General features: G+C 74.0%; 17 protein-coding genes. 5 read left to right on the forward strand and 12 right to left on the reverse strand.

All coding sequences use genetic code 11. The features are described 5' to 3' along the window. Positions 1-7: 7 nt before the first annotated feature. Positions 8-943, reverse strand: a complete 936-nt coding sequence (locus ACFC0Z_RS02800) for a universal stress protein (protein WP_376432014.1) — start codon at positions 941-943, stop codon at positions 8-10. A 99-nt stretch (positions 944-1,042) separates the two neighbouring features. Further along, positions 1,043-1,450 (reverse strand): DUF5997 family protein, encoded by a 408-nt coding sequence (locus ACFC0Z_RS02805; RefSeq protein WP_376432016.1) that lies wholly within the window; start codon positions 1,448-1,450, stop codon positions 1,043-1,045. Between the two features lie 65 nt (positions 1,451-1,515). Between ACFC0Z_RS02805 and ACFC0Z_RS02810 the strand changes: the two genes are divergently transcribed. After that, positions 1,516-2,400: a LysR substrate-binding domain-containing protein gene (locus ACFC0Z_RS02810; RefSeq protein ID WP_376432018.1), complete on the forward strand. Its 885-nt coding sequence runs from the start codon at positions 1,516-1,518 to the stop codon at positions 2,398-2,400. Between the two features lie 82 nt (positions 2,401-2,482). Further along, the gene (locus ACFC0Z_RS02815) at positions 2,483-3,061 is read left to right on the forward strand and encodes a Type-2Aa cytolytic delta-endotoxin (protein ID WP_376432020.1); all 579 of its coding nucleotides are present in this window, start codon (positions 2,483-2,485) and stop codon (positions 3,059-3,061) included. Positions 3,062-3,115: 54 nt separating this feature from the next. Here the strand turns inward: ACFC0Z_RS02815 and ACFC0Z_RS02820 are convergent, their stop codons facing one another. The 3 genes from ACFC0Z_RS02820 to ACFC0Z_RS02830 all read right to left on the reverse strand — a co-directional run bounded on the left by ACFC0Z_RS02820 (position 3,116) and on the right by ACFC0Z_RS02830 (position 7,712). Beyond that, positions 3,116-4,783 (reverse strand): FAD-dependent oxidoreductase, encoded by a 1,668-nt coding sequence (locus ACFC0Z_RS02820; protein WP_376432022.1) that lies wholly within the window; start codon positions 4,781-4,783, stop codon positions 3,116-3,118. A gap of 61 nt (positions 4,784-4,844) precedes the next feature. Beyond that, positions 4,845-5,738 carry a diiron oxygenase gene (locus ACFC0Z_RS02825; protein ID WP_376432024.1) on the reverse strand — a complete coding sequence of 298 codons (894 nt, stop codon included), beginning with the start codon at positions 5,736-5,738 and terminating at the stop codon, positions 4,845-4,847. Positions 5,739-5,951: 213 nt separating this feature from the next. Beyond that, positions 5,952-7,712, reverse strand: coding sequence for a S8 family serine peptidase (locus tag ACFC0Z_RS02830; protein ID WP_376433428.1), 1,761 nt, complete (start codon positions 7,710-7,712; stop codon positions 5,952-5,954). Between the two features lie 229 nt (positions 7,713-7,941). On the opposite strand from ACFC0Z_RS02830, the gene ACFC0Z_RS02835 reads away from it, so the two are divergent. From ACFC0Z_RS02835 to ACFC0Z_RS02845, 3 genes are all read left to right on the forward strand, one after another. Continuing rightward, positions 7,942-8,871, forward strand: coding sequence for a GNAT family N-acetyltransferase (locus ACFC0Z_RS02835; RefSeq protein WP_376432026.1), 930 nt, complete (start codon positions 7,942-7,944; stop codon positions 8,869-8,871). After that, the gene (locus ACFC0Z_RS02840; protein WP_376432028.1) at positions 8,868-10,349 is read left to right on the forward strand and encodes a sigma 54-interacting transcriptional regulator; all 1,482 of its coding nucleotides are present in this window, start codon (positions 8,868-8,870) and stop codon (positions 10,347-10,349) included. Before ACFC0Z_RS02835 ends, ACFC0Z_RS02840 begins: the two co-directional genes overlap by 4 nt. 103 nt (positions 10,350-10,452) lie before the next feature. Further along, positions 10,453-11,157, forward strand: a complete 705-nt coding sequence (locus ACFC0Z_RS02845) for a hypothetical protein (RefSeq protein WP_376432030.1) — start codon at positions 10,453-10,455, stop codon at positions 11,155-11,157. On the opposite strand, the gene ACFC0Z_RS02850 is transcribed toward ACFC0Z_RS02845, so the two are convergent. From ACFC0Z_RS02850 to ACFC0Z_RS02880, 7 genes are all read right to left on the reverse strand, one after another. Then, positions 11,100-11,939 (reverse strand): amidohydrolase family protein, encoded by an 840-nt coding sequence (locus ACFC0Z_RS02850; protein WP_376432032.1) that lies wholly within the window; start codon positions 11,937-11,939, stop codon positions 11,100-11,102. The two genes, ACFC0Z_RS02845 and ACFC0Z_RS02850, sit on opposite strands and share 58 nt — an antisense overlap. Beyond that, positions 11,936-13,063, reverse strand: a complete 1,128-nt coding sequence (locus ACFC0Z_RS02855) for an extensin family protein (RefSeq protein ID WP_376432034.1) — start codon at positions 13,061-13,063, stop codon at positions 11,936-11,938. Before ACFC0Z_RS02855 ends, ACFC0Z_RS02850 begins: the two co-directional genes overlap by 4 nt. Before the next feature lie 16 nt (positions 13,064-13,079). Continuing rightward, the gene (locus tag ACFC0Z_RS02860; RefSeq protein ID WP_376432036.1) at positions 13,080-14,975 is read right to left on the reverse strand and encodes a hypothetical protein; all 1,896 of its coding nucleotides are present in this window, start codon (positions 14,973-14,975) and stop codon (positions 13,080-13,082) included. After that, on the reverse strand, positions 14,960-16,363 hold the full coding sequence (locus ACFC0Z_RS02865) for a hypothetical protein (protein ID WP_376432038.1): 1,404 nt from the start codon (positions 16,361-16,363) through the stop codon (positions 14,960-14,962). Before ACFC0Z_RS02865 ends, ACFC0Z_RS02860 begins: the two co-directional genes overlap by 16 nt. A gap of 2 nt (positions 16,364-16,365) precedes the next feature. Then, positions 16,366-18,888 (reverse strand): M15 family metallopeptidase, encoded by a 2,523-nt coding sequence (locus tag ACFC0Z_RS02870; protein WP_376432040.1) that lies wholly within the window; start codon positions 18,886-18,888, stop codon positions 16,366-16,368. A 25-nt stretch (positions 18,889-18,913) separates the two neighbouring features. Next, positions 18,914-19,834: a hypothetical protein gene (locus ACFC0Z_RS02875; RefSeq protein ID WP_376432042.1), complete on the reverse strand. Its 921-nt coding sequence runs from the start codon at positions 19,832-19,834 to the stop codon at positions 18,914-18,916. Between the two features lie 183 nt (positions 19,835-20,017). Further along, positions 20,018-21,433 (reverse strand): hypothetical protein, encoded by a 1,416-nt coding sequence (locus ACFC0Z_RS02880; protein ID WP_376432043.1) that lies wholly within the window; start codon positions 21,431-21,433, stop codon positions 20,018-20,020. Positions 21,434-21,578: the final 145 nt, after the last annotated feature.

Raw genomic sequence — 21,578 nt, forward strand, 5'->3', positions numbered from 1 at the left:
GTGTCTATCAGCCGCCACTGACAACGGCCGGTGACGGCGGCACCACGGCCACCGGACAGTGCGCCTCGTGCAGCACCGCGTGCGCGACCGACCCGATGAGGAGCGTGCCGATACGGTGCCGGTGATGCCGCCCCACGACCAGCAGACCGGCGTCCCGCGAACCCTCCTCCAGGCGGCCCGCCGCGTCCCCCGGCACCACCGAGGACCGCACCTCGACCCCCGGCCACCGGTCCGCGAACGGCCGCAGGCGCTCCCGCTGCTCCCGTTCCGCGCCCTCGACGAGCTCCGCCGCGTCCTCGACGTCCGGCAGCGGCGGCGGCACCTGGAGCGCGGGCGACGGCGCCGCGAGCAGCGCCCCCGGCTCCGGCGGCAGCCGGAACGCCGTCACCACCTCCAGGGGTACGCCGGCCCGCTCGGCCGCCTCGAAGGCGAAGGCCACCGCCTCGTCCGGGGTCTCCTCCGGCTGGAGCCCGAGCAGCACCCGGCCCCCGCCGGACGCCTGCGGCGCACGGGCCTCGTGGGGCACCACCACCAGCGGGCAGGGCGCCGTCATCGCCAGCGTCCGGCTCGTCGAACCCAGCAGCAGCGTCATGAACCCGCCGTGCCCCCGCGACCCCGTCACCAGCAGCCGCGCCCCCTTCGCCGCCGCCGGCAAGGCGTCCGTCACGGAGCCGTCCAGGGACTCGTACCGCACCGGAATCCGGTGCCCCCGCTCCTCGACCACCGTCCGGACCGCGTCCAGGAGCGTGTCGGGCAGGGTCCGCTCCTCACCGAGGGAGGAGATCCGCGCCTCCCCGAGCTGGAGCGCGTCGGAGCGGACGTGGGCGACGACCAGAGGCGCGCCCAGGCTCTCGGCGGCCCCCACGGCCCACTCCAGGGCGCGGAGGCTGTGATCGGACCCGTCGACGCCCACGACGACCGGCCGCTCGGACGCTGTGCTCATGTCACTCATGAGGGAATGCCTCCCGTGCGCGCCCGAACGCCACACCGGCCCGCACCGAAGCGAATCGGTGCGGGCCGGTGCGGGGAAGAGAGGGAGGGCTCAGGCGTTCTGCTCGCGGCGCGCCTTCTCCGCGCGCTCCGCGTTGCGCTCCTTGATGCGGACGGTCTCCTTGCGGACCTCCGACTGCGTGGAGCGCTCCTTCTTGAGCCACTCCGGGAGCTCCTGCTTGATCGCCTCGATCTGCTCCGTGGTGAGGGGCTCGGTGATGCCGCCGCGCGCGAGGCCGGCGATGGACACGCCGAGCTTGTTGGCGACGACCGGGCGCGGGTGCGGGCCGTTCTCGCGCAGCTCCTGGAGCCAGGCCGGCGGGTTGGCCTGGAGCTCGGTCAGCTCGGCGCGCGAGACGACACCCTCCTGGAACTCGGCGGGGGTGGCTTCGAGGTACACACCCAGCTTCTTCGCCGCGGTCGCGGGCTTCATCGTCTGGGTGCTCTGGTGCGACGTCATGGTGTCAAGGGTATCGAGCATGTGGGCGACCTCCGACCACGTCGGCCAACCGGTAGCCTTGCGGGGTGACAGGCACGGACGTTCCCCTCGCGGATTCCCCTGCGGAATCCCCCACCGCCACCCCTTCCCTTCCCTCCTTTCGGCTCGTGTACGTGCCGGGCGTGACGCCCTCGAAGTGGGTGCGGATCTGGAACGAGCGCCTGGCCGACGTACCCCTGGCCCTCGTCCAGGCGGAGCCCGCCGAGGCCTTCGGGCTGCTCCGCCGGGGCGCCGCGGACGCCGGGCTCGTCCGGCTCCCCGTCGACGGGGACGACCTCAGCGCCATCCCGCTCTACACCGAGACCACGGTCGTCGTCGTCCCGAAGGACCACCTCTTCGCCGAGGTCGAGGAGATCTTCGCGAGCGACCTCGCCGACGAGCTCGTCCTCCACCCGCTCGACGACACCCTCGGCTGGGAGCAGCCGCCGGGCCGCCCCGCCCTGGAGCGCCCCGCGACGACCGCCGACGCGATCGAGCTGGTCGCGGCCGGTGTCGGCCTGCTCGCCGTCCCGCAGTCCCTGGCCCGCCTGCACCACCGCAAGGACCTCACCTACCGGACGCTGAACGACGTCCCGCAGTCGCGCGTGGCGCTGTCCTGGCCGGCGGCCGAGGAGGCCCCGGACCTGGTGGAGGAGTTCATCGGGATCGTGCGCGGCCGCACGGTCAACAGCACCCGCGGCCGCCGCGCCGAGGAGCTGAAGGGGAAGAAGCAGCCCCGGCAGGACCCGAAGAAGAAGCCGGGCGGCGCCAGGTCGGGCGGCGGGGCCAAGCAGGCGGCCGGGTCCAAGCAGGGCGGGCCGAAGGGCGGCGCCAAGAGCGGAGCGCGTACCGCCGCGAAGGGCACCGCGCCCGCCCGGGGCAAGGCCGCGAAGACGAGCAAGGGCGCGAAGCCCCGCCGCGGTCGCGGCTGAGAAAGGCCGTGGGCGGCGTCCTGCGGGCATACTGGCCCCTCTTGATCATCGAGTTGATCATCGAGATCAGCCAGGAGGAGCTTTGGCCGCCAGTTTCAGGACCGTCGTCGAGGTGGGTCCCGACCACCTCGACCAGGCCCGGTCCATCGACCGGGTGTTCCAGGACGCGATCGCGCCCGCGACCGTCAACTTCGACTTCGAGGCGATCCGGGAGGCGGCCGCGGCCGTCCCCGACGCCACCGTGGTCCGCATGGTGCGGGGCTGGGGGCTCCAGGAACACGCCCCCGTCCTCGTCATGGTGCTCTCCCTCAAGGAGGCCGTCCGCCAGGCCCTGCCCCCGGAGTACGCCGAGGCCGGGTTCTGGGAGACCGTCGAGCGCGAGCTCGTCGGCGCCTTCACCGGCCTCGCCGCGCAGGAGGGGCAGCCCGGACTCGCCTTCTACGAGGAGTCCGAGCACCGCACCCGCTTCTACCGCGACCTGTTCTTCGCCCTCCAGGACGAGCGGACCGGGGACGACCTCTACGCCCTCGCCTTCTGCGTCGACGTGACCGTCGAGCTGCCGAAGGCCGAGGCCACCGCCCTGGAGCTGACCGATGTCGTCCCGTTCGCGGTGCGGCTCAACGCGATCGTGCTCCGCCAGGCCGTGACCGTCGCAGCCTGAGCCGTACGACCGACCGGCCCGCCGTCCCGGGCCGTCCCTCTCGACCGGTCGACCTCACCGCGAGAGCCGCCACCGCCCGCCCCGCGCCGCCGTGACCAGTTCCGGCACCGTCGCCAGCTTCACCCTCGGCCGCCCCGCCTCCCGGCCCCGCTCCCGCTCGGCCCGGTCGATCGCCGCGAGACCGCGCGCGTCCACCAGGGCCCCGCTCCGGCCCCGTACGAGCTTCCGGAAGCCCTGCGAGGTCCCCGAGGGCGTCGGCAGGGCACCCGCGACCGCGTCCGCGAGCAGCGTCCCGACCGTCTCCTCCGCGCACGCCCGGTTGGCGCCGATACCGCCCGAGGGACCGCGCTTGACCCACCCGACGACGTACGCGCCGGGCATCCCGGCGATCCGCCCGCCCTCGTGCGGGACCGTGCCCGTGGCCTCGTCGAAGGGCAGCCCCGGCAGCGGCACCCCGCGATAGCCGATGGCCCGGACGAGCAGCCCGGTCGCGATCTCCGTGCCGCCCGGCGTTCCAGCGGCCGTGACCCGGACGCCCCGCACGGCGTCCTCGCCGAGCGCCTCCACCGGCGCGGAGTGGAAGCGCAGCACGATCCGGCGCCGGTCGCGCGCGGGCCCCCGCGCCCAGTCCACCGCCTCCCGCGCCACGTCCTTCAGGAGCGCCGCCTTCTCCCCGGTCGCGGCGGCCTCGATCGCCGCTCCCGTGCGCGGGTCCTGGTCGTCGACGACCAGGTCGACGCCCGGCAGGTGCTTGAGGGCCAGGAGTTCGGAGCTCGTGTACGCGGCGTCCTCGGGGCCCCGCCGGCCGAGGAGCACGACCTCGCGGACCGTACCCCTGAGGAGGGCGGCCAGCGCGTGGTCGGCGATGTCCGTGGCGGCGAGCGCGGCGGGGTCCATGACGAGGACGCGGGCGACGTCGAGGGCGACGTTGCCGTTGCCGACGACCACGACCCGCTCGGCGGCGAGGGCGGTGAGGTCGACCGCGTCCGGGGCCGTCTCCGGATGCGCGTTGTACCAGGAGACGACGGAGGTCGCGGAGACGCTGCCGGGCAGGTCCTCGCCGGGGATGCCGAGGCGCCGGTCGGCGGGTGCCCCGACCGCGTACACCACCGCTTCGTGGTGCGCGGCGAGCTCCTCGACGGTGACGTCCCGGCCGATCTCCACACCGAGCCGCAGCCGGGCGCGCGGGTGGGAGTGGAAGCGGGCGAAGGTCTCGCCCGCGCCCTTGGTCGCCGGGTGGTCGGGGGCCACGCCGTACCGGAGGAGCCCGCCGGCCACCGGGAGCCGGTCGATCAGCGTCACCTCGGCGTTGGTGTGCAGGAGCAGGTCCTCCGCCGCGTACATCCCGGCCGGTCCGGTGCCGACGACCGCGATCCGCAGGGGCGCGAAGTCGGCGGGCAGGGAGCGCGGGAAGGACGGCTCGCCCCAGGGGTGGAAGTTGGGGGAGGCCAGGACCGGCGCGGGCGTGCGCTCGGCGTAGTAGCGGGCGTTGATGTCCTCGTACTCCCGCAGGCGGCCGGTGAGGCGCTCCACGGGGAAGATCGCGTCGACCGGGCAGGCGTCGGCGCAGGCTCCGCAGTCGATGCAGGCCTTCGGGTCGATGTACAGCATCTCCGTGGTGCCGAAGTCCGGTTCCTCCGGCGTCGGATGGATGCAGTTGACCGGGCAGACGGCGACGCAGGTGGCGTCGTTGCAGCAGGTCTGGGTGATCGCGTAGGTCATGTCGTCGGCTCTGCTCTGCTCGGCTCGGGGGAGAGGGGAGGGGAGAAGGGGCCCGCAGGCCCTAGACGAGGTGGGCGCGCTGGTAGAAGTAGAGCGCGGGCCGCGTCAGCATGCCGACGTCGGCGAGGAACTCCATCAGCCCCGCGCAACTGGCGCGCAGCTGCGCCTTGTAGTGCTCGTTGGCGGCGGCCTCGCGGACGGCGCGCTCGGGGTCGAGCCCGGCCCGTACGTACACCTCGGGGCTGACGAGGCTGGTGATGATGTAGTACGCGGCGATGGCCACGATCAGCGCCTGGAAGTGGCGGCGCGGCCGGCTCGCGCGGGCGAGGTGGCGGCGCGTCTCGTCCCGGGCGAACTTCATGTGCCGGGATTCCTCGACGACGTGGATGTTGCTGATGGTGCGGACGAAGGGGACGACCCGCTCGTCGCGCATCCAGTCGCGCTGCATGACGTCGAGGACCTCCTCGGCGACGAGGATCCCGGCGTACGCGGCTTCGCCGAAGCCCACGGTCTTCATGAAGCGGCCGAGTTCGAGCACCGCGCGCCTGGGCTTGTACGCGGGGGCGCCGAGCTTCTCCGAGCCGCGGGCGAACATGATCGAGTGCCGGCACTCGTCGGCGATCTCGGTCAGGGCCCACTGGAAGCGCGGGTCGGTGTGGTCCATCCGGTAGATGTCGCGGAGCACCATCTGCTGGAGGATCATCTCGAACCAGATGCCGGTGCTGGCCACCGACGCGGTCTCCTGACGGGTCAGCTCCTTGCGCTGCGCCTCCGTCATCTCGTTCCAGTAGGCCGTCCCGTAGAGGCTGTTCCACTCGGGGCTCTGGCCGTGGAAGTCCCTGTCGAGCGGGGTGTCCCAGTCGACCTCGACGGCGGGGTCGTACGAGAGCTTCGCGGCGGACGTGAGCAGCCGCGAGGCGATGTCGGTGCCTTCGTTGCGTGCGTCGTGTCCCATGGGGCGGCTCCTCGGCTCCTCGACTCCTCGGGGCTTGTTAGACATCGCGTCTAGCAAGCTTGTTAGACGGAAGGTATAGCAAGACTCCGGGGTGTTCCTACCCCTCGGTACGGACTTTCTCGAAGGGAGTTACCGCGGGTACGGCCGAGGGCGCGGCCGCGGGCACGCGAAAGGGGCCGGAACCTGTCGGCTCCGGCCCCTCCCGTGTGCTGCCTAGAAGGTCAGGTTCCAGGCGTCGATCTTGCCGGTGTCCGAGGCGGCGTTGTCGTTGACGCGCAGCTTCCAGACGCCGTTCGCGACCTCCGAGGAGGCGTTGACCGTGTACGTCTGCGCGATGTTGTCCGTGCCGCTGCCGGTCCGGTTGTGCACCGTGTAGACCGAGCCGTCCGGCGCCACCAGGTCGACCTTGAGGTCACCGATGTAGGTGTGCTTGATGTCCACGCCCACCTTGAGGGTGGCCGGGGCGTTGCCCGTCACGCCGCTCACCGTGATCGAGCTCTCGACCGTGGCGTTGTCGGAGATCGTGACGTCGGTCAGGTTCTCGAAGTACGCGCCGGGCGGCGGGGTGGAGCCGCCGACGGCCTTGAGGGCGTCGACCGCGCCTTCGCCGAAGAAGCCGTTCTTCGCGGTGGTGCCGGTGCAGCGGGCGTCCGAGGGGCAGGCCCGGTCGTTCGCCTGGACGCCGAGCTGGTCACGGATCTGCGCCGGGGTGAAGGTCGGGTTGACGCTCGCGATGAGCGCGGCGACACCGGTGACGTGCGGGGACGCCATCGACGTACCGCTCATGTTGCCGTACTTGCCGCCCGGGAGCGTCGAGTACACCTGGGTCGAACCGTCACCGCCCGGCGCGGCGACGTCGATGACGCCGTTGCCGAAGTTCGAGTACGAGGCCTTCGCGCCGCCGCTCGCCTGCGCGGCGACCGTCACGACGCCCGGGAGCTCGGTCGGGATGTCGATGCAGGCGTTGGTGATGGTGCGGGTGACCGGCGTCGAGTCGTTGGGGGACTCGGAGTCGGTCGTCTTGTTCGCCAGGTCGTAGTTCGAGTTGCCGGCCGCCGCCACCTGGAGCGAGCCCTTGCCCTCGGCGTACACCTGGGCGCGGCGGACGCCCTCGATGATCGCGGCCTGGTCGATGTTGTCCGGGCAGTTGAACTGCCACGGGTCCGTGTAATAGCTGTTGTTGGTGACCTTGAAGCCGTGGTCACCGGCCCACACGAAGCCGCAGATCGTGTTCTCCGCGAAGAACAGGCTGCTGCCGGGCTCCGCGATGCGGACCGAGGAGATCTTCACGCCCGGCGCGACGCCGATGACGCCCTTGCCGTTCTTCGCCGCCGCGACCGTGCCGGCGACGTGCGTGCCGTGGGTGCCGACGTCACGCCAGGCACCGGCGCGGGTGTCCGCCTTGCCGTAGGCGCAGGACGCCGAGTCGGCGGCGTTGAAGTTGGGCGCGATGTCCTGGTGCTGGTCGTCGACGCCGGTGTCCAGGATGCCGACCTTGACCGTCGCCGAACCGGTGGTGACGGCCCAGGCCTGCTCGGCCTTGATCTGCGTCATGTCCCAGCGGTTGGACTCGGTGAGCGTGGTCGCGGACTGCGCGGGGTTCGCCGGGAGCGCCGGGTTGTAGGCGTCGGCGGGGACGTCGGAGGTGCGGGTCGCGCCGACCTGCTGGACGCCGCTCACCGTACGCATCGAGGAGGCGAAGGTCGCGGAGGTCGAGTGGGCCACGATCACGCCGATGGCGTCGTACGTGGCGAAGACCGAGCCGCCGTTGGTCGCGACCGCGCCGGAGACGGCGGCGGTGCCGCCGGGGGCGGTGATGACCAGGTAGGCGCGGGTGCCGGCGGCCCAGGCCGAGGGGGCGGCGGCGGCCTTGGCGCTCGTGGGGGTGCGGGTCGCGTCAGCCGAGTTGGCCGCGACGGGCGCGGTGTCGACGGGCGCCGCCTGGGCGAATCCTGCGGGAGCGGCGAGCGCCATGGTCGTGCCGAGGGCCGCGACGGCGATGGCCGAGATTCTCAACCGGCTGGATATGTGGGAAAACAATGCGTCCTCCGATGGCCCGGTGGCGCGGGTGGCGCTTGACGGGCCCTGTGGTGTGTGGGGTGGACGCAAGATCCCAGAATCGTGCGGCGGAGGGAAGTCTTCTGCCCGAAAAGCGTGTTCGTGTTGCGTACTGTTGATCTGAAGGTGCCGGAAAGGTGGTTGTATGCGGGAAAAAGCGTCGTTCGTTCCCGAGGAGGGCGGCGGCTGGAGAGTGCTGTCCGAAAGTGACCTGGACCTGGTCGTCGCCCTCGCGGCCCGCGTCGCCGCGCACGACGGCGGCCTCCCCGCCACCGCGACGCGGGACTTCCTGCGACGGCGGTACGTGGGGCTGGGCGCCGACGGAAGGGCGTTCGCCGTCGGGGCCTTCGCCGGAGACCGGCTGATCGCGTGCGGAGCACGCCGGAAGATCCCCGAAGGGACCATGGCCACCGGCCTCGTGGACCCGGACCACCGCGAACGCGGCCTGGGATCGCAGCTGTTCACCCTCGTGACGGAGGCGACCGGTGGCGTGACCGGACAACTCCTCCTGGAGACCGAGTCCCTGAAGCCGCGCGGCGAGGAGTTCCTCGCAGCCCGGGGTCTCGCGCGGACCTTCACCGAGGACGTCCTGCGCCTCGCACCCGACTCCGCGCCGCCGGTCACGCCGCTGCCCGCCGGGATCACCACGGAGGAATGGCCGGACGCCGGCCCGGCCGGCTTCCACGCCGCCTACCGCGCCTCCTTCGCCGACCGGCCGGGCTTCCCCGACCCCTCCCTCCACGCCTGGACCACCTGGCTCGTCGACGACACCTTCCTGCCCGGCTGCTCCCTCCTCGCCCGGACCGCCGACGGCACCCCCGTCGCCTTCGTGACCTGCGCCGAGGAGTACGTGGTCCAGCTCGGCGTCGTACCGGACCACCGCCGCACCGGCCTCGGCCGGGCGCTCGCCACCGCCGCGCTCCACCGGCTGCGCGCCCACGGCCACGGCCAGGTCTACCTCGACGTCAACGCCGATAACCCGGCCTCGGCCGCGCTCTTCCGCGGACTCGGCTTCGCGCCCGTGGCCCGACGCGCCCGGTTCGCGAGGGAGGAGGCGGCGCGCGATAATGGGTGACTGTGCGTGACGGTGGCGAGGAGGAAGCTCCCGTCCGGGCCTGGGTGGCCGTCCACCCGCCCGGCCACGAGGAGCGCGCCGAACCCGCCGTCGCCCGGCTCCGGCGCACCGGCCTCGACATCGACATCAACCTCGGCACGGGCACCGGCACCGGCACCGGCACCGGTGGACGGGAGCCCGCCGAGGGCCCCGGCGTCCTGCTCCTCACCGCCGCCGACGACACCCTCCTGACCCGCCTCGCCCGGCTCTGCGACGGCGGACGCCACCGGGTCCTCGCCGTCGCGCTCACCCGCGCGGCCCTCGGGCCGTCCGGCCCGTGGCCCCTGCTCGACGCCGGAGCCGCCGACGTCCTCGCCTGGGACGCCTCCCCGACCCCCGCCGAGGACGTCCTGCGGCGGCTGCGCCGATGGGCCGCCGTCGACGCCCTCGTCACCTCGCCCCTCGTCACCGACAACCTCGTCGGCGACGGCGCGGCCTGGCGGAGCCTGCTGCGCGACATCGTCGAGACCGCCGTCTTCAGCGACACCTCCGTCCTCGTCACCGGCGAGAGCGGTACGGGAAAGGAGCTCGTCGCCCGCCTCGTCCACGCCCTCGACCCGCGCCGGGGCACCGAACAGCTCGTCCTCCTCGACTGCACCACCATCGTGCCCTCCCTCGCCGGCAGCGAGTTCTTCGGCCACGAGAAGGGCGCCTTCACCGGCGCCCTCGCCTCCCGCGACGGAGCCTTCGCCCTCGCCGACCGGGGCACCCTCTTCCTCGACGAGGTGGGTGAACTGCCCCTGGAACTCCAGGCCGAGCTGCTCCGCGTGGTCCAGGAGGGCACCTACAAGAAGGTCGGCGGCAACGCCTGGCACACCACCGGCTTCCGCCTCGTCTGCGCCACCCACCGCGACCTCGCCGGCGAGGAGGGCTCACGGCGCTTCCGCGGCGACCTCTACCACCGCATCGCCGCCCACACCTGCCGACTGCCCAGCCTCCGCGAGCGCCCCGAGGACATCCTTCCCCTCGCCCGCCACTTCCTCCGTGAACTGGGCCCCGCCGACGGGACGGAGTCCGGACCCGAGGGCTTCGACCCCGCCGTCGAAGGACTTCTGACGGAGCGTGAGTACCCGGGAAACATCCGGGAGTTGCGGCAGCTGGTCGGCCGGATGGCCCGCCGTCACGTCGGATCGGGGCCGATCAGCGCCGGGGACGTACCGCCCGAGGAGCGACCGGCCGCACCGCCCTCGGCCGGGGAAGCGGGGGTGGACTCCTGGCCCGACGACGGGTTCGAGCGCTCCCTCCGTGCCGCCCTGGCCTCCGGCGTCCGTCTCAAGGAGATCGGCGTCCGTGCCCGCGACCTCGCCGTCGACATCGCCCTCCGCGAGGCCGACGGCAACCTCCAGGAGGCCGCCCGCGCCCTCGGTGTCACCGACCGCGCCCTCCAGCTCCGCCGCGCCGCCGCTCCCGACGCGGCGAACGGCACGAGGAGGCCATGACGCCTGCCAGGCGCCGCAGTTGGTGATTTTCCGGTTATTCCACCGGTAACACGTGGCGTGCGCCATAGTGGGAGCAACAGAGCCGAATGGGAGGGGATCTCTCATGATCGAGCAGGCGTACGTTCAGCAGGGGGACGTGACCAACCCGACGGTCGCGGCGTTACGGACCCGGATCGGGAACGCGATCGACAACAATCCCCCGCCGGGTGCGGGAACCGCCCTCGACCGTGTCACCTACTGGCTGCAAGCACCGACCACCTCGATGTTCACCACGACGCTGGACAAGCTGTGCGAGGCCCGCGGCAAGCGCCTCGGGATCGTTCTGAGTTCGGCCGCGGCAGGGGGGCTGTGGGAACCCGCGGACCTGTCGGCGGCCGACGACATCATGGGGAAGTGGAACGGGATCCGCGATCGCCTGCACCTCGACCGCGCCGCGACCGTCAAGGGGCCGACCGGTCACGTCGGCGGCTCCAGGAGCCTGTTCCTCCGGGAGGACGGAGCGGGGTTCCACGTCATCATCCTCCTCGCCACCGGCACCGACGGCGGTCCCGGCGGCCGGTCCTTCTTCCTCGGCTTCGACCCCGATGTCAGCGCCACGCCGGAGTCCCGCATGGCCTGGGTGATCAAGAAGACCCTCGGGGACACCGCCGCCAAGGTTGCCACGATGACGCACGCGGAAGCCGTCGCGCACATCAAGCTCATGATCCTCGGCAACGACCCCAGCGGCTTCGGCCCGCTGATCCGCAAGTACTACGTCGACACGACCACGGCCTTCCCCGCGATCCTCCGCGCCGGCATCGGCGAGTAACCGTCACCCCGCCGGAGAGGGCCAGGACGTCCGCGCGTGCGGCGCCTGGCCCGTCGCCGTTCGCCCCGTACGAGCGCCAGCAGGTTGCCCGACAGGACCAGGGACTCCTCCTCGGCGCCCAGGCCGAGGGCCCGTACCTTCGCCACCTCCACCCCCGGATGCAGCCACGGGCCGTCCGAACCGAACAGGACCTTCTCCGCACCCGCCCGCCGCACCGCCTCCGCGAGCAGGTCGAAGCGGCGCACCCCCGAGGTGTCCGCGTAGAGGTTCGGGTGGCGCACCAGGTGGTCCACACAGGCCAGTTGGGCGTGCCAGTCGTCGGCGAAGCTCCCGAGGTGCGGGAAGACGAACGGCACGTCCGGGTAGTGCTCCGCGAGCAGCTCCGCCACCGCCACCTCGCCCATCGGGTCGTACAGCACCGGCAGCCCGAAGGAGCGGGCTGCGTCGCAGACCTCGCGGGTGATCGGGGCGTCGTGCCGGTGCACCTTGATCCCGACGAAGCCGTACGCGCAGACCGCCGTCCGGACGAGCCCGGCGATCCTGCCCGCGTCCCGGTCCGCGTGGACGAAGGCGAAGCCGAGGAACCGGTCGGGGCGCGCGGCCACGATCCGGGCCACGCACCGGTTGGCCACGGCGTAGTCCCGGTGGAAGGCCGGGAAGAGGACGGTCCGGTCGATGCCCGCCCGCTCGGCGCGCGGCAGGTAGCGGCCGAGCCCCGCGTCGTCCCACGGCCCGGTCAGCCGGTCTCCGGGCCCCGCGTGGCAGTGGCAGTCGACGATCATCCCGACGCCACCCGGGTGAACAGGTCCCGCAGCGCCCGCCGCAGCACCGAAGGGTCCCGCAGCGCCGCCGGGGACACCCCGGCGAACGCCCCCAGCGAGCGGAACACGTCGGCCTCCGGATGCCCCGTCGGCACCACCGGACGGCCCACCGCCCTCAGCGCCTCGCGGGTGAACGGCAGACCGGCCGTCGTCCGGGGCAGGTCGCCCCGGCCCCGGTTGGTGTCGCAGTGGAAGTGGTCGCGGTGGTCGGCCCGGTAGTAGTCGATGACCGTCGCGAACGACAGCCGCAGGCAGGCGTCGATCCGCCGGAGGAGCACCCGCTGCCCCGGGTCGGTCCAGTTGTGCACGATCGTCTCGCGCGGCGCGCCCGGCGGGCCGCCGGTGGCCGGCCACCGGACCCCGACGACGTCGAGCGCGTCGCCGAACGAGTGGTTGCTGAGGATGTCCGGCTTCGCCGGGTCGGAGCGCTTCACGCAGCGGCAGTACAGCGAACCGGCCGTGAGGATCGCCTCCACCGGCATGCCGAACCCGCGCATGTTCCGCAGGAACGCGCTCATCGCGTCCCTCACCGGGGCCGTGAACCGCTGCTCGCGCCGCCACTGGCGGTCCGTCACGACGAGCAGCCCGCTCCGGGGGTCGCGCCGGACCGCCTCGGGGTAGTGGAAGGGGACCCCGTCCACGCCCTCGGCGCAGAGCAGTCCGGGGACGGGCGGGCAGGCCAGCCGCCCCGGCCGCGTGCACTTCGTCACGGCCGTCCCGCCCGGGGCGGCGCAGGACCGCGCCGGGCGCGGGGCGGAGGCGGGATCCCCGGCGGGTGCGGGTGCGGGTGCGGGTGCGGGGGCCGGTGCCGGGGACGCCGTCGTACGGCCTCCGGCGAGCAGCGGCCGGACCACCGTGTCACGGATCGCCAGCCACTCCCGTACCGCCGCCGACTCGCCCCGGCCGATCCGCGCCCCGCCCCGCTCCGGATGCCGCTGGTGGAACACCAGGCTCGTCAGCGCCGCCTCGTCCCGGTTGCCCCGGGCGACCGCGCCCACCACCCGCGCCAGCTCCCACGGGCTGAACCCCGTGCCCCCCTCGAACTCCGCCACGAAGGGCGGGCCGGAGAGCGTCTCGTACGACATGACACGCACCGGCCGCTCAGTACGGCTGGTCCGGCGGAGGCATCCGCCGCGCCCGCCGCCCCGCCATCCCGGCCCCGGCCCACGAGCCCGCCCACGCGCCGGCCCGCGCTCCCGGCCGCGCCCCGCCGCCGAGCGCCGCCCGCTCCCGGCCCGCGCCGCTGAGCTGCTGCGCCCTGCGCCGCCGCAGATGGACCGCCGGCATCGTCACGTCGAGCCGGTCCGAGGTCAGGTCGACACCGGTCGCGGCCCGGTAGGCGTGGATGTACCCCTGGATCTCCGCACGCCAGTAGCGCGCCCAGTTCGCCGCCTCGTCCCGGTCGATGACCGAGTTCCAGTCGCCGAACCGGATGGAGAGCAGGATCCGTTCGCCGAAGGACGCGAGGTTGTGGAAGTGCAGCGTGGGCGTGTCCGTCCACCCCTGGAGCTTCTTCATCACGTCCACCGTCCCCATCCAGGGCTCGGGGTACGCGACCATCGCGCGCGCCGGCAGGAACTGCCGCATCTCCGGCCTCGCCAGCAGCCACTGCTGCATCAGCATCTCCTGCCGCGCCGTCCATGGCAGGTCGCCGTACTGGTTGTGCTGCCCCTCCGTGAGCAGCAGGTGGACCTCCTTGAGCCCGTTCAGGACCGGGAACCCGTCCGGCGTCACCGTCATGTCGTCGGCCTGCGTGAAGAACGTCGTGCACAGCTTGAGCAGGCTGTGGAACGCCTCCAGGAACTTCGACCGGCTGTCGGCCCCGCGCAGCGGCGGTACGGCCCTGCCGATCAGCGTGATTCCGTAGTGGTGGTCGTACTCGTACGCCCTGCGCACCACCGACAGGCGGTGCTGCTCGTCCTGGATGTACCCCCACAGGAGGTTGCCGAGCGGCAGCAGCGGCGCGATCTCCAGATGGGCGAGCGGATCGGGCTCGACCGAGCGCCGCATGTTCTGGAACCGGCGGCTGATCTCGATCATGGACTGGACGAGGAGGCTCTCCTCCTCCCAGTAGTTCCACAGGAGTTCGATGAGGCAGGGGTGCGTCAGCTTGTACCGGAGGATCGCGTCGCACGGGAAGCCCAGCTTGCCCGCCCCGCGCACCTGCACGTCCCGCAGCCCGTCCAGGATCCGGGCGAAGTACGGCAGCGTGTAGAAGTTCGGGTCCTGCGGCACCGGTTCGATGAACGCCTTCCACATCGCCTCGATCTCCTCGCGCGACACCGGACCGTCCTGGTAGCGGTGCTGCTCCTGGAGGAGGTCCACGCCCTCGAAGGGCTCACCGGGCCGCTTCGGGTCGACGAGGATGCCGCAGCGCAGCCGCATGAACGCCTCGGTCGCCGTCTTCAGCAGCCAGTACGCGTCCACGTCCGGATACGGCAGCCCGCCCGTCTTCCGTACAGCCTTCAGCTCGGCCCGCCCCTCGGCGCGCCGCCGCCGCGACTCGCGGTCGAGCCCGTCCGGCGAGGGGCACAGCACCAGGTCGATGAAGTCCTGGTACTCGCCGAAGCCGAGGGCCTCGCTGCTGTTGCGGATCGCCGTCCACAGCGCCTGGCTGTCGGTCCGTACGACCCCCGCCGGTTCCAGGTGCACGGAGACGGAGGCGCGCCGCGCGTCGAAGGCCGACGCGCGCCGCGCGTCGTCGACCGGCAGCTTGACCCGGACGTCGGCGTACTGGGTGCTGATCCGCCCGTGCGTGTCGCGGACCTCCACCTTGGCGTTCTCCACGCCCGCGTCGGCGCCCCGGGTGTCCCAGACGACCTCCGCGTCGTCCTCCGACCACAGGGCGAGCGTGCCGCCCGACACGGCCCAGGCGTACTTCACGCCCGGCTCCGTCGTGTCGGCCCGCAGCCGCACCATCTCGCCCCGCGTCACCTCGTCGGGGGTGGCGGTCAGCGTGACCTGGAGCGGTGCGCGCGGTGTCAGTGGTGTGCCCATGACTCCTCCTCGGGCAGGGTGGTACGGAGAGGGAGGCCGCCGCCCACGGGGACGGCCTTCCGGGGAACGGCCGGCCCGAGGGCCGGTGGTGCGCTTCGCGCGCAGGCCGCCGTGGTGGCGAGGGTGCTGCGCAGCGCCCAGCGCCGCAGCAGCGCCTCCGCCCGGCGGCTCTCCGCCTCGGGCGAGATCAGACCGGCGGCCCTGGCCTGGCCGAGCGCCGCGAACGCGAGTGTCGGCGCGGCCCGTTCGAGCAGTTCGGGACGGAGCCGCGCGGACGCGTACAGGGCGAGCAGCCGGCGCGGGGAACGCTCGGCGGGCCGGAACAGGCCGCCGAGGGTGAACTCCTCGTGCCCCCGCGGCCGGTGCGCGACGAGAAGGGCCGCGAGGTCGGGGGCCGCCGAGATCAGTGAGGCGAGCAGCGTGCGCGAGGCGGCGTCGAGACCGTCGGGCGGATAGAGGGCCGACCACAGGTCGCCGAGCGCCCGCCACTGCGGATCGGGATGCAGCAACGCGCCGACGGCGAGGCCCAGATGGACCCTGATCCAGGGGAAGGGGTGGCTGTCGAAGGGGTCGAGACGGAAGACGAACCGGCGCGGCAGGCTCAGCACGCCGATCAGCCCCATCGTCGCCGTCACGCCGAGCTTGCCGATGGCCCAGACGTCGGCGACGATCTCCGGCATCCACCGCGAGAACAGCGCCCAAGGGAGGGGAAGTTCGTCCCCTGTCGTCCGTGTCCGCGTGCGACGCACCTCGCTCCGGAGCGACGGTACGAGGCCGAGCGACGCGGCGCCCTGATGGCCCACCTCGTGGCAGAGCGAGGAACTCAGCCCGTACCCGCCGACCATCCGCTCGCGCGGCACCCGCACGATCGCGACCGGGCTCGAACCGCCGCCGGGGAGACGGGTCCTGGCGCGCCGGATCGCCGCGCCGGGACCCCGGTCCAGATAACAGACCACCGGCGGCGGTTCGAAGAGCCGGCCCGGCACGTCGAGCGCGTCGGCCGCCACCACGTCCATCCCGGACAGCCAGAGCCCGATCTCGTGCTCGCTGCGCTGGGTGATCGCCTGCTGGAAGAGGTCGACCTGGCCCAGGACGTCGTTGAACCGCCAGCGGAGGGCCGTGAACCGCCGCTGCATCTCCGCCGGCGTCGCCGCCCCGCCCTCCCCGTCGAGCCAGGCCAGGTACGCCCGGACCCGGCCGCGCAGCTCGCGCCGCCCGGCGACGAGCGTCCGCTCGATGCCGATCTGCGCGGCCGGCGAGAGGGCGGCGGCCGGCAGCATCGTCTCGCGCACGGCGAAGGGCTGCACCCGGTCGAGCCGGGTGAGCAGCGCCCGCGCCTCGCCGGAGAGCAGCCGGCGTGCGGTGGCGGTCGACGACGTGCCGGGCATGGTCAGGCCTCCGTGATCACGGCCCGGTCGCCCTGGCGGACCCAGGTGCCGGTGGTGGGAGTGGGGTCGGCTGAAGCCGTGGTGCCTTCTGCCGGGGGCTCCTGGCCGCCCGGCTGCGGGCCGTCGTCCGGTGCGGCGGCGGGTTCGGGGGTGACGGGTGCGTCCGCCCCCAGGTCACCCGCACCGGCGTCGCCCGCGCCGGGGATGTACGGACCCGGGGCGTAAGGCGGCGGGGCGTACGGCGGCGGGGTTACGGGCTCCGCCGCGTACCCGGCGCCGTCGGCGTAGCCGCCCGGATGCCCGTAGGCGTACGGGTAGCCGTACCGGTAACCGGGGCCGTACCAGCGGCGGCGGGGGACGGGGAGCGGTCGCGGCCAGGTCCAGCGGGCCGGACGGGCGTAGCGCGGGAAGCTGCGGTAGAGGCCCGGCGCGTACCGGCGGGCGGCGGCGAACACGGCCGCCCGGCCCACGGCGGCGTCACCGGCCCGTCCCCGGTAGGGGCGGTACCGGCGGTGCCGGTCGCGGGGCGCCATCGCCGCGTTCCTCGCGGCCGCCGCCGACAGCCGGACGAACCGGCGCGCCACCTCCATCTCGTCCATCTCCTCCCTCTCGCCCGTCTCGCCCGTCTCGCCCGAGCCGTCCCACTCGCCGGTCTCGCCGAACAGTCCGGCGGCCTGGCCGACGCGGCCGACGAGGGGCGGCGTGCCGGACCCCCGGTAGACCCAGTGCCAGGGCTCCCGGTCGTACGGGACGAAGCCGAACCGGTGCGCGTGGGACTGGAGCCAGCGGAAGAACCAGGTCGCGTGCCAGCGCTTCACGGCCCGCGCGCCGGTGCTGTTGCTGAGGGCGAAGCCGCGCCCGCGCACCTGGAGGAAGTCGATCGCGATCCCGTTCTGGTGGTTGCTGTACCCCGGCGCGGCGATCTTCGACGGGATCCCGAAGACGTCCAGCATGAACCGGACGGCGGCGGGACCGTGCGGACCGCCGGGGAGCCCGGCGCGCGCGTCGCGGGTCTGGTTGTAGTAGTTCCTGAAGTAGCCGAGCCACAGCCGTCGTTGGTGTTCGCTGCCCCGGTAGCCGCTGCCGCCGGTCAGGCGCCGGGTGTGGGCGGCGTCCTCGTCGCCCGCCGCCTGCGCCGCCACGAGCGCCGCGTTCGCGGCGGCGAGGAGTCGGCCCGCCGCGGCGGCGGCGTCGGTGCGCATGGAGAGGGACGTCCCGGGGACGGTGTCCAACTCGCCCGCTGTCAGGTCGCGTCCGGGAGCCTTCCGCTTCCGGGAGCGCGCCAGGTGCGCGTCGAGGACCCGCTGCCGGAAGTCGACCTGCTCGGGAGCACCGTTCCACCCGCCGCCCGTCTCCTCCTCCAGCTCGTCCTGCGCGCCGAGTTCACGGTCGGTGCCCAGTTCCCGGTGGGTGCCGCGGCGCAGGGGCGAGGGACCCGTGCCCGGCAGGTCCGCCCCCGCGTCGGCGAGGAGCAGCGGCCCGTACAGCCGGGGAATGCGCATGTGCGGGACGCGCGTCCACTCCACCCGGAACCGCGGCGAGGCCGCCGGCCGCACCGCGGCCGCCACCCGCTCGCTGTTGCGGGCGGTCGGTTCGCCCGGCCGGTAGAGCACCCGCAGCGCCCCGTCACCCCGTGCCATCCGCCGCCGCGCCCAGTCGACGAGCGCCCCCGGGTCCCCGTACAGCGCGTCGAAGGTGTGCACCTCGTCGGGGTCGGCGTACCGCAGGATCCGCATCAGTGAGGCGCCGCCGCCGGAGTGGGCCGTGAGGACGAGCCGCCCGAGCGGGGCGTCCACGCCCGTGGCGGCCTTGAACCGGGCCAGGGACTCGGCGACCAGACGGTCGATCGCGCCCCGGCCCTCCAGGGCCGGGTGCGTGTACCCGCGCCCCGACCGGCCGCCGAAGTAGTGGCCCCGGGGGAGGACGAGCAGGGTCGGCCGCGTGCGGGCCGGGTTGGCGCCGAGGTCCAGGCCGCTCACCGCCTCCATGTCCGCCGGCAGGGTCATGCGCGGACCCCGCACGGCGAAGCCGTGCAGATGGACCACGACGTCGATCCGGGACGGCCGGTCCATCGCGTTCCACTTCAGGATCAGGTCGGGCGGGGTCCCGGCGTGCCGCCGCAGCATCGGCAGCCGCTCCACGACCTGCCGGCCGGGGCCGGTAGACCCCGCGCCCCTGCCGCCGCCGGTGCCCGCGCCCGCCCCGCCGGGCAGTGCGGTCATGGCCACGTTCTTGAGGACGCCGCCGAGAGCGGCGCCCGCCGAGGAGCTCAGGAATCCGCCGTCGCGGCGGGCGACGGGCGCGAGGAACGACCCGAGGAAGGCCTCAAGCTCCCGCTCGTCGGACACGCCGAGCAGCTCCGCCGCGAGGGCGTTCTCCTCCGCCTCGGTCAAGGGGCTTCCGTACTCGCCGCCGAGCAGGCCCGTCTCGGCCGCGTAGTCCCGCAGTTCCGGGGCGACCGCGCCGGCGCTCTCCGCTTCCGCGGCCCGCCGGTGGCCGCCGCACCCGCACTCGTGCGTGCTCATGACCGGTCTCCCTTCCGGTGCCCGTTCAGATGCCGAGGAGGATGATCGTGCGGCCCCGCCTGATCCACCGGCCGCTGGTCCGCCGACGGCCGTACGCGGGGCCCCCGTACGAGGGAGCTCCGTACGAGGGAGCTCCGGGCGCCGAGGCCAGGGGGACGAGCCCGGGGGCGTACCGCTGCGCGGCGCTGAGCAGGGCGGCCCGCGCGGCACCCGCGTCGATCTCGTCGACACCTTCCCCGCCGCCTTCGAGCTCGCCGGGTTGACCGAACCCCTCCTCGAAGTCGGACGCTTCGAGATCCGCGCCCTCGAAGTCGGCGGCCTCGAAGTCGGCGGCCTCGAACTCCCCGGACATCATGTCCGTCTCGAAGTCCCCTTCGAAGTCCCCTTCGGACTCGCCCGCGTACGCGTACTCAGGATCGGCCTCGAACTCCGCGCCGAACTCGGTCTCCCCCTCACCCTCGTACTCGGCTTCGGCCTCTCCGTCCCCGTCCGCCGCCGTCCGCGCCGCGTCCGCGGCGAAGCGGACGAAGTGGCGGGCCGCCTCGAACTCCTGGTCCTCCGGGCTCAGTCCCTCCAGTTCGAGACCGAAGAGTCCGCCCGCCTGCGAGGCGAGCTGCGAGCCGACGAGCCCGCCGACTCCGGGCAGGACGAGATTGCCGGCCGCGCCGCCGAGCACCGGCAGGAACTGCCGGGCCGCGTTCTTCAGGAGGCCTTGCAGCGCCTTGCCCGGACCGCCCCGGAGCAGGGGCGCGGCGGAGCGCACCAGTTTCCCGAGGAAGTGGTCGAGCTCCGCCTCGTCCGCCACCTCCAGGAGCTCACCGGCGAGTTCCATCTCCTGGACCTCGTCGAGACTCCCCTCGGCCTCCTGGAGGCCGTACCCGGCCGCGCCCTCGAACTCGGGGGCGTAGGCGTCGTACTCGAGTGGTGTGCGATCCATGTTGTGCATGGCGGCCTCCTCGGTTCACCTTCCTCTCCTGCAAGTCGCGTGCCAGGGCGAGGGGGCCGGAATCACGGGGCGGGGGACCGGGTCGGCCGAAGCTCCCTTCGCCGGGCCGGGGGGACGGCGGCGAAGGGAGCTTCGGCGGGTCGGGGGAAAAGCGGCGCGCGGGAAGGGGCGGGGCGCGCGGGATCAGGAGGCGGCGCGGCGGGCGGAGCAGGGGGCGGCGCGGCGGGCGGAGCAGGGGGCGATGCCCAGGCCCGCGCGGTACTTGGCGACCGTGCGGCGCGCGACCGGGAAGCCTCGCGCGGCGAGCAGCCGGGCGAGTTCGGTGTCGGTGAGCGGGCGGCTCTCCCGCTCCACGAGCTCCCGCAGAACCCCGTGGACTCCGTGGACGCCGTCGCCCGTCGCCGTACCGAAGAACCCGGCGAGCGGCATCACACGGCGGCAGGGCAGGAGCGCGACGCGCCCGGCGACGGCCCGGGAGACCGTGGACTCGTGCAGGCCGAGGGCGGCCGCCACCTCGCGGCGGCACAGGGGCCGCAGCGCGTCCGGGCCGTGGTCGAGGAAGGGCCGCTGCGCGTCCACGACGTGCGCCGCGATCCGGTGCAGCGTCCGCCAGCGCCGGTCGAGGCGGGTGAGGAACTCGCGGGCCCGTCCGACCTGGTCCCGCGCGAGCCGGGCGTCGGCGGCGGCCGGGGCCGGGCCGGAGAGGTAGGCGAGGTAGGCGGGGCTGACGGCGAGCCGGAGACGAAGGGGTTCGAGGAGGACGACGGTGTACGTCCCCGGGGCCCGGGGGTCGCGGGCGACGACGAGGTCCGGCGGGGCACAGGCCCCGGCCGGCGGCGGCCCGAGGTCGAGCGCGGCACCGGGGCGCAGCTCCGCCCGGACGAAGTCCCGGACCCGCCGGATCTCCTCGGCCGGCATCCCGAGCGCCCGCGCGGCCCCCGCCATGTCCTGCTCGGTGCCGAGCGCCTCCAGGTGTCCGGCGAGCACGGCCCGCACCGCCGGCTCCCGCGTCCCGTGGGTCTCCTCCCACCGGTCGAGCTGGAGCAGCAGGCACTCGCGCAGGTCGATGGCGCCGGTCCCGGGAGGCGTCACCGCCCGCAGGGCGGCGAGGCCGCGCCGGACGCGGGCGGGGGTGACGCCGAGGGCGGCGGCGATCTCCTCGGCGGAGGCGTCGATCCGGCCGCGCGGTCCGAGACTGCCGACGAGGTACGCGGCGAGCGGCGCGTCCGACGCCGGGAGCCCCGCCCCGACCTCGGCGATGAGCCGTGCGGCACGGTCCTCGGCACGCGGCTCGGTGCGGGACTCGGTACGCGGTCCGGGCGCCGCCCCGGAGCGGCCGTCGGCGTCCCCGTACAGGCACGGGCACAGCGCGGGCGGCCGCAGTGGTGTCCCGCAGAGGGGGCAGGCGGCGGCCGCCGGGTCTTCTTCGAGCGCGGGGTTCTCGGCGAGTTCCTGGGCGACCCGGGCCTCCAGCTCCCAGGAGGGGAGCTGGAGGAAGGAGGCGAAGGCCACCAGGGCGGGCGTGGTGTGCAGGGCCATGACCGGGGAGGGCCGCTGCGTCAGCGCGGGCGCGGCGCGGAGCTCCGTACCGGCTGCCATCCGGCTCTCATCTCCCTCGTGCGAGGTGGTCCGGCATCCCCGGTTCCCACCGTCCGCCGCGCCGCAAGGAGTGTCAAACGGGCGCGGGGGCTGTCGGACGGGCGCGAGGGGTGTCGGACGCGCGCCACCGCGCCCGTCCGACACC

The sequence above is a fragment of the Streptomyces sp. NPDC056144 genome, from assembly GCF_042264145.1.
GTDB lineage: Bacteria > Actinomycetota > Actinomycetes > Streptomycetales > Streptomycetaceae > Streptomyces.